Source organism: Listeria aquatica FSL S10-1188 (assembly GCF_000525795.1).
Classification (GTDB): domain Bacteria; phylum Bacillota; class Bacilli; order Lactobacillales; family Listeriaceae; genus Listeria; species Listeria aquatica.
On record NZ_AOCG01000018.1, the window covers coordinates 1 to 7,282 of the forward strand.

Annotated in this window: 3 protein-coding genes, 1 rRNA gene and 3 pseudogenes; all 7 read right to left on the reverse strand. The window is 40.6% G+C overall.

Translation table 11 applies throughout. The annotated features are described in order from the left end of the window. Positions 1-209: 209 nt before the first annotated feature. Positions 210-1,256 (reverse strand): P-loop NTPase, encoded by a 1,047-nt coding sequence (locus tag MAQA_RS12495; protein ID WP_036074359.1) that lies wholly within the window; start codon positions 1,254-1,256, stop codon positions 210-212. A 160-nt stretch (positions 1,257-1,416) separates the two neighbouring features. After that, positions 1,417-2,330, reverse strand: a pseudogene (locus MAQA_RS12500) (cation diffusion facilitator family transporter). Between the two features lie 114 nt (positions 2,331-2,444). Then, positions 2,445-4,923: pseudogene (locus MAQA_RS12505) on the reverse strand (ATP-dependent Clp protease ATP-binding subunit). Between the two features lie 27 nt (positions 4,924-4,950). Beyond that, positions 4,951-5,982, reverse strand: a complete 1,032-nt coding sequence (locus tag MAQA_RS12510; RefSeq protein ID WP_420911950.1) for an ATP--guanido phosphotransferase — start codon at positions 5,980-5,982, stop codon at positions 4,951-4,953. Then, complete coding sequence (locus MAQA_RS12515) at positions 5,982-6,500, reverse strand: UvrB/UvrC motif-containing protein (protein ID WP_036074362.1); 519 nt, start codon at positions 6,498-6,500, stop codon at positions 5,982-5,984. The genes MAQA_RS12510 and MAQA_RS12515 overlap by 1 nt, the downstream gene beginning before the upstream one ends. A gap of 13 nt (positions 6,501-6,513) precedes the next feature. Beyond that, positions 6,514-6,974: pseudogene (locus MAQA_RS12520) on the reverse strand (CtsR family transcriptional regulator). Positions 6,975-7,127: 153 nt separating this feature from the next. Then, positions 7,128-7,243, reverse strand: a 5S ribosomal RNA gene (rrf, locus tag MAQA_RS12525). Between the last annotated feature and the right edge of the window lie 39 nt (positions 7,244-7,282).

A 7,282-nucleotide genomic window follows, 5' to 3' on the forward strand; every position in this document is an offset into this window, starting at 1 on the left:
ACATATTGTCTCATCGCTTTTTCGTCTTCTTTTTGTTCAGTTTTCAAAGGTCGATTTTTTGAGTTGGCGTTGCGTGTTTAGCGCATCAGCAACGTTTATTAATATACCAATTTTTAAGCCTCTCGTCAATAGATTTCCAAAACTTTTTTCATTTTATTTTGCACACATACAATTTTTGCATATGCACGCAACAATTTTTCTCAATTGAATCACTTTGAACCAGCTGATATATCAGACTTGACGATAACTTTATCTGCCAAATTCAAAAAAGACTCATTTAATAGATCTTCTGGATTGTATATCCCGTCTACATATCCATTTGTATTTTTATTAGGTTGTTCCATCCAAAGTTGAGTCAGAAGATCAACATCTAAATCAGCAGCCACCTTTTTCCCTCCACCTACTCCAAATAGCTCTACTAAATGTCCATCAATATTTATCGCAGTCATATTTTCCACCACTCCTAGAATGTGATGTCCATTTTTTCTAGCCATATATCCTGCGCGAGAAGCTACTTGTGCGGCAGCATAGTGAGGTGTTGTTACGATTAGTTCATAACAACTCGGAAGGAGCGTATGGATATCCAGTGCGACATCCCCCGTTCCAGGTGGTAAATCAATAATTAAATAATCCAATCCCCCCCATTTCACTTCTTCTAAGAACATTTTCACCATTTTCCCAAGCATCGGTCCACGCCAAATAACCGGTTCTCCCGACTCGACAAAGAAATCCATCGAAATCATTTTCACGCCATGCGTTTCAACAGGAATAATGAAGTTCCCCTCTTTTTTCGGTGCAGTCATCTCCCCAAAAAGTACAGGTAAACTAAATCCGTAAATGTCCGCATCAAGTACCCCAACTTTTTTGTCCCGGCTAGCAAGAGCAACAGCTAGATTAGCTGCAACTGTGGACTTTCCAACACCGCCTTTTCCACTTGCAACAGCTATAAACTTAGTTTTACTTGATTCACTTAAAATGCCCTCACGTTGTTCTAAAATTGAATCGATGACATCCGAAGCTAAATAATGCAGATCCAGCACAATGTCTTCAAATCCAAACTGTCCTAGCATCTCTTGTATATTTTCTGAAAAAGCTACTTTGTCAACTTCAGGGTCAGCAAGAGCTAGCTGAAGAATAACTCTGTCAGGCTTAATTACTTCTATTCCTAAGATACCATTCGTTTCTTCAAGCGTCGCCTCTAATACTGGGTCTACTAGACGGTTAATTAGTTTCCCAACTTGTTGTTCATTTAACATGATTTCCCCTCCATGAAATTATCGAATTCGGTTTCCCCATTATAGCATAGCCCTCTCATTTTTTCACAAACAAGCTTTACTAACAAAAAAAGATGAGTCTCCATCGCCCCATCTTTTTTCGTTTACTTATTGTGAAAGTAGCTCTACTTTAAGTTATTTCTTAATTACAATGTTCATGAGTGATAGACCGTTCCATCTGAATTGTAATATGTGAAACATGGAACTGATTTTCAATATTGGAACGAATTCTTTCTAGTAACACATCCCTATCAACATCTTCAGCTACTTGCAGATGAACCGTAAGCGAAGGAAAATCAGATGAGATTGACCAGACGTGTAAATCGTGAACACTTTCAATTTCAGGTTGTTCAAGCAGGTAATTTCGAATCTCCTCAATTTCAACATTCGCTGGCTTTCCTTCCATCAATATTTGAATAGATTCGCGAAAGACTCGAATACCGCTGATCAAAACAAAAATGGATACTAATACACTTGCAACCGGATCCGCGATATCCCATCCGAAGAAAATAATAAGTAGTGCGGCTGCAATTGCCCCAACAGAACCAAGCAGATCACTTAATACATGCAAAAAAGCGCTTCGCATATTTAAATTGCCACTTGTATCCCCCTTTGCAAGAATATAAGCTACTAAAATATTCACTAACAACCCTAAAACAGAGATTGTCATCATGCCAGAACCAATAACTTGTTTCGGTTCAAAAAAGCGATGATAAGCCTCATAAAAAATAAATAAAGAAATGATGATTAAAGTTAATCCATTAAAAAAAAGCCGCTAAAATCTCAAATCTCCGATAGCCATAAGTTTTGGAATCGCTCGCTGCTTTTTCCCCCAAACTTAAACGCTAACAAACTCAGCCCCAGCGCAACTGCATCGCTTAGCATATGTCCAGCATCTGATAAAAGTGCTAAACTATTAGTCAATATTCCCCCGATCACTTCAGCTACCATGAAGCCCGCAATCAAAATAAAACTGATAAAAAGCGCTTTTTTATTGGCACTATGAGTGTGATGGTGCCCATGTCCATGATGATCATGTGAGTGATGTTGTCCCATCGTTATTCCTCCCAATTTCTTTATATGCCAATATTAGCATATACACATAATACAAGCAACTTTTTTCATAAAAAAAACCGAAACCCCAAAAGGTTTCGGTTTTCCAAAATACCATTAAGATTTGGCTTTAGTTTTAGCATTTTTGTTGGTCTTTGTAGTTGCATTTGCTACCTTATCTTTCTTCCGAACCTCAAGCTCACCATCTTTCACGCCAATTTCAACAATATCTCCTGGCTCGATGTTTTTGCGTAACAGTTCTTCAGAAAGGCGATCTTCAATATTTTTCTGAATCGCACGTTTAAGTGGACGAGCACCGTATTCCGGGTCATACCCCTCTTTTGCAATTTTCGCTTTTGCTCCTTCTGTGAGTTTCACATGAATATCTCGTTCAGCGAGCCGTTTTGTAAGCTGCGAAGTTAACAAAGTAACAATTTGTTTGAGTTCTTTTTCTGTCAACGAATGGAAAACAATCGTTTCATCAATTCGGTTAATAAATTCAGGACGGAATGCACGTTTCAATTCTTGCATCACTCGATGTTCCATCGCTTTGTGGTCCTGCGTCAAATCTGTAACATTAAATCCAACAGACTTGTCTTCTTTCATTTCTTGTGCCCCAATATTTGATGTCATGATGATGACCGTATTTCTAAAATCAACCACGCGACCCTTAGAATCCGTCAAGCGTCCATCATCAAGAACTTGAAGTAACATATTAAACACATCTGGGTGTGCTTTTTCAATTTCATCAAGCAAAACAACAGAATAAGGGTTTTGACGAATTTTCTCAGTAAGCTGTCCGCCTTCTTCATAACCTACATAGCCTGGAGGAGAACCGACTAGACGCGCAGTCGAGAATTTTTCCATATACTCCGACATATCAACACGGATCATTGCACTTTCATCACCAAACATCGACTCCGCGAGAGCTTTAGCAAGTTCCGTTTTTCCCACCCCTGTTGGACCAAGGAAGATAAATGAACCAATTGGACGCTTCGGATCTTTAAGCCCTGCTCTCGCACGACGCACGGCGAGCGCAACAGCTTTCACCGCTTCATCCTGGCCAATAACACGCTGGTGAAGCACTTTTTCCATGTTGAGCAGTTTATCCGTTTCAGTTTCAGCGATTTTGGTAACCGGAATACCTGTCCAGCTAGAAACAACTTCTGCGACTATTTCTTCCGTAACTTGGCTATTGTCACGCCCTTGTTTCTCTTTCCAATTTGTTTTTTTCTCTTCTAATTGCTGCCTAATTTTCTTTTCCTTATCACGGAAAGCAGCAGCTTTTTCAAATTCCTGTCCTTGTACAGCTGCATCTTTTTCTTTCTTAAGCTCGCTTAACTCCGCTTCAAGATCTTTCAAATTCGAAGGAGTCGTATAAGCTTTCAAACGAACTTTAGAACCCGCTTCATCAATAACATCAATGGCCTTATCTGGCAAGAAACGATCTGAGATATAGCGATCAGAAAGTCTTACAGCAGCTTCCAGAGCTTCATCTGTAATCGCTACTCGGTGATGTGCTTCATAGCGATCTCGCAACCCATTAAGAATTTGAATGGATTCATCAATAGTTGGTTCTCCAACTTTAATCGGTTGGAAACGACGCTCTAAAGCCGCATCTTTTTCGATATACTTTCGGTACTCATCAAGCGTTGTTGCACCGATGCATTGCAATTCACCACGTGCTAGAGGTGGCTTTAAAATGTTGGAAGCATCAATGGCACCTTCAGCTCCACCAGCCCCAATCAAGGTATGGAGTTCATCAATAAACAGAATGACATTGCCAGCTTGACGAATTTCATCCATCACTTTCTTCAGTCTGTCTTCAAACTCACCACGATATTTCGTTCCAGCAACGACCGTTCCCATATCAAGTGTCATCACACGTTTTCCACGTAGCGTTTCTGGGACTTCATTGCGAACAATTTGTTGCGCTAAGCCTTCCGCAATCGCTGTCTTCCCAACCCCAGGTTCTCCGATTAAAACGGGGTTGTTTTTCGTGCGTCGACTCAATACTTCAATTACACGCTGGATTTCTTTTGCACGACCAATCACAGGGTCGAGGTTATCTTCTCGTGCAATGACCGTCAAATCACGCGCTAAACTGTCAAGTGTCGGTGTTGCTTGCGTATTTGTTTGTCTTCCAGCAGTTCCATTATCCCCGCCGCCAAGAAGCTGAAGTACTTGTTGACGCGCTTTGTTTAGGCTAACCCCTAAATTGCTGAGCACCCGAGCTGCCACGCCTTCACCTTCACGAATCAAACCAAGCAAAATATGTTCTGTTCCCACATAACTGTGTCCGAGTTTGCGTGCTTCATCCATAGAAAGCTCGATTACTTTTTTTTGCACGCGGTGTATACTGAATCGTCGTAACGGTTTTTTCACCTTGACCAATTAATTCTTCTACTTCTTGTTGAACTTTTTCTGAGCTGATTCCAAGTTCATAAAGTGCCTTTGCGGCAATCCCTTCCCCTTCACGTACTAAACCAAGTAAAATATGTTCTGTTCCAAGATTGCTATGATTGAGTCGCATTGCCTCTTCTTGGGATAGGGCAAGAACTTTCTGAGCTCTTTGTGTAAAACGTCCAAACATCATATCGTTTTCCTCCTTTGCGGGCATCCATCAAACTTCTTCAAGAATATCACGAATAACCGATGCTCGAATTACTTTTTCCTCTAATTCATTCATATCTTGCCCCCTGGCTTTTCGTAAAAAGGCTGGTTGCGAAAATATTAGCAGTTCATTAATTTTTTGGCGAGAGATATGCTCAAAATAACCTAATTCAATTCCGAGACGCAAGTCCGAAATCGCTTCTCCACTTTCTCGCATTGAAATCACACGGCTATTTTTTAAAACTCCATAAGCCCTATAAACACGATCTTCAAGGGAAATATGAAATTTTTGTTTCAAATTTGTCCGACTAACACGCTCTTGCATGATCACCTGTTCCATAATTTGTGTTAAATCACTAACAATTTCTTCTTCTGTCTTCCCAAGTGTTATCTGATTAGAAATTTGAAAAATATTGCTTTCTGACCGGCTCCCTTCGCCGTAAATCCCACGAATGACAAAGCCAATGCTTCTAAGCGCGTCAACTACTTTTTTCAGCCGTTTGGTTGCAACAAGTCCCGGCAAATGAACCATCACCGAAGCACGCAATCCTGTCCCTAAGTTCGTAATACAACTTGTAAGATAACCGAACTCTTTGTGAAAAGCGAAGGGGTGGGCTTGCTCAATTTGTTCAGTCATCCGAAGCGCATTTTCGAGCGCTACGAACAGTCCGAGGCCAGGTTCAAGGCATTGCACGCGCAAGTGATCCTCTTCATTTGTCATGATACTCAAGTTCTCAGTAGGACTAATAAACACAGCCCCGTGCTCACTTTCGTTCATCAAATACGGACTAATCAAATGTTTCTCTACTAGAAGCGCTCGGTCAAGTATCCCAAGTTCTTCCATCTTAAACAAAAGAAAAGAATTATCCACTACTCTTCTAACCCGTTCCACAACCGCATCCCGTTGCTCATAAAATGGGAAAAGCTCATCCTCAAAGTTTCTTGCAATCCGAACACGCGAGCTAAGAACAACATCTGCATCATCACCATCTTTCGACAGCCACGAGCTTAGCACGGGAGCCAAAACACGATTTTGTTCCATCATTCCTCTTCACCTGCTTTCCCTTCCAGTGAACGAATTTCATCGCGCAAACGAGCCGCTTCCTCAAAGTTCTCCATTTCAACCATTTTTTGGATTTGTTCTCTGAGTGCCAAAATACGTTCCTCGCGCTCCGATTCAGCCACAAAAGCATCCGGAACTTTCCCTACATGCTTTGTATTACCACCTTGCACCTGTTTCGCAGCTTGCAAAATCTGCTCATAAAAAGCATCGTAGCAATGTGGACACCCTGCCCGATTTGTCTTACGAAAAGTATCAAAATCAAGCCCACAGTTATCACACACAAGCTGCTTTTTCTCCGAAGTGCTGTTTTTCGCAACTTTGTTTCCATCAAGCATTGACAAAAAGCTAAGAGCTAATTCGTTAAAAGCTTGGATTTTATTCTCTTCTTCCTGATTGGCACAGCTTTCACATAGATACACTTCTTCAAGTGTTCCATCCGAGTGCAAATGCTGAATCCTAGTTATCGCTTCATTTTTCCCACAACGTTCACAAAGCATCTTCTCACTCCAATCAGTCATACTTTAAAGCTGTAAGCATTGCTTCCAAAATACGACTTCTTAAAATATCCCGATCTGGCAAAGGAATGAATAAAACTTGACGGTCTAAAGCTGACACCATCATTCTTGCTTCCTTCTTTGTCACAACTTCTTCTTCTAAAAGTCTTAACACTACATCTTCAGCAAAAGCTTGTGATACTTTTTTTTTTCATGTACCATCGCAATAATAGCATCAAGTAGTTGTAATTGGTCATTCATTTTCACTTTAATAATTCGAATGTAACCACCACCGCCTCGCTTGCTTTCAACAATGTAACCACGTTCCATAGTAAATCGTGTATTGATTACATAATTAATTTGAGAAGGCACACACTCAAATTTATCTGCTATTTCGCTTCGCTTTATTTCAACTGCTTCATTTGCTTCTAATACCTGTTTTAAATAGGCTTCAATTATATCAGATATATTTCTCATTTGAATACTCCTTTCTTGCACAATCGAGAAACTATCACTTGACTTTGACTATAGTTGACTTTAATTATACATGATAATGCGCAACTTAAGCAAGTAGACTGATTGCATAAAAAAAGCGCTTGAAATCTTAAAGACTTCAAGCGCTTTACATGTGCCCGGCGGCGACCTACTCTCACAGGGGGAAGCCCCCAACTACCATCGGCGCGGAGAAGCTTAACTACCGTGTTCGGGATGGGAACGGGTGTGACCTTCTCGCCATAGCCACCAGACAAGGAATATGAAAGAACGTCGTTCTCTCAAAACATAGA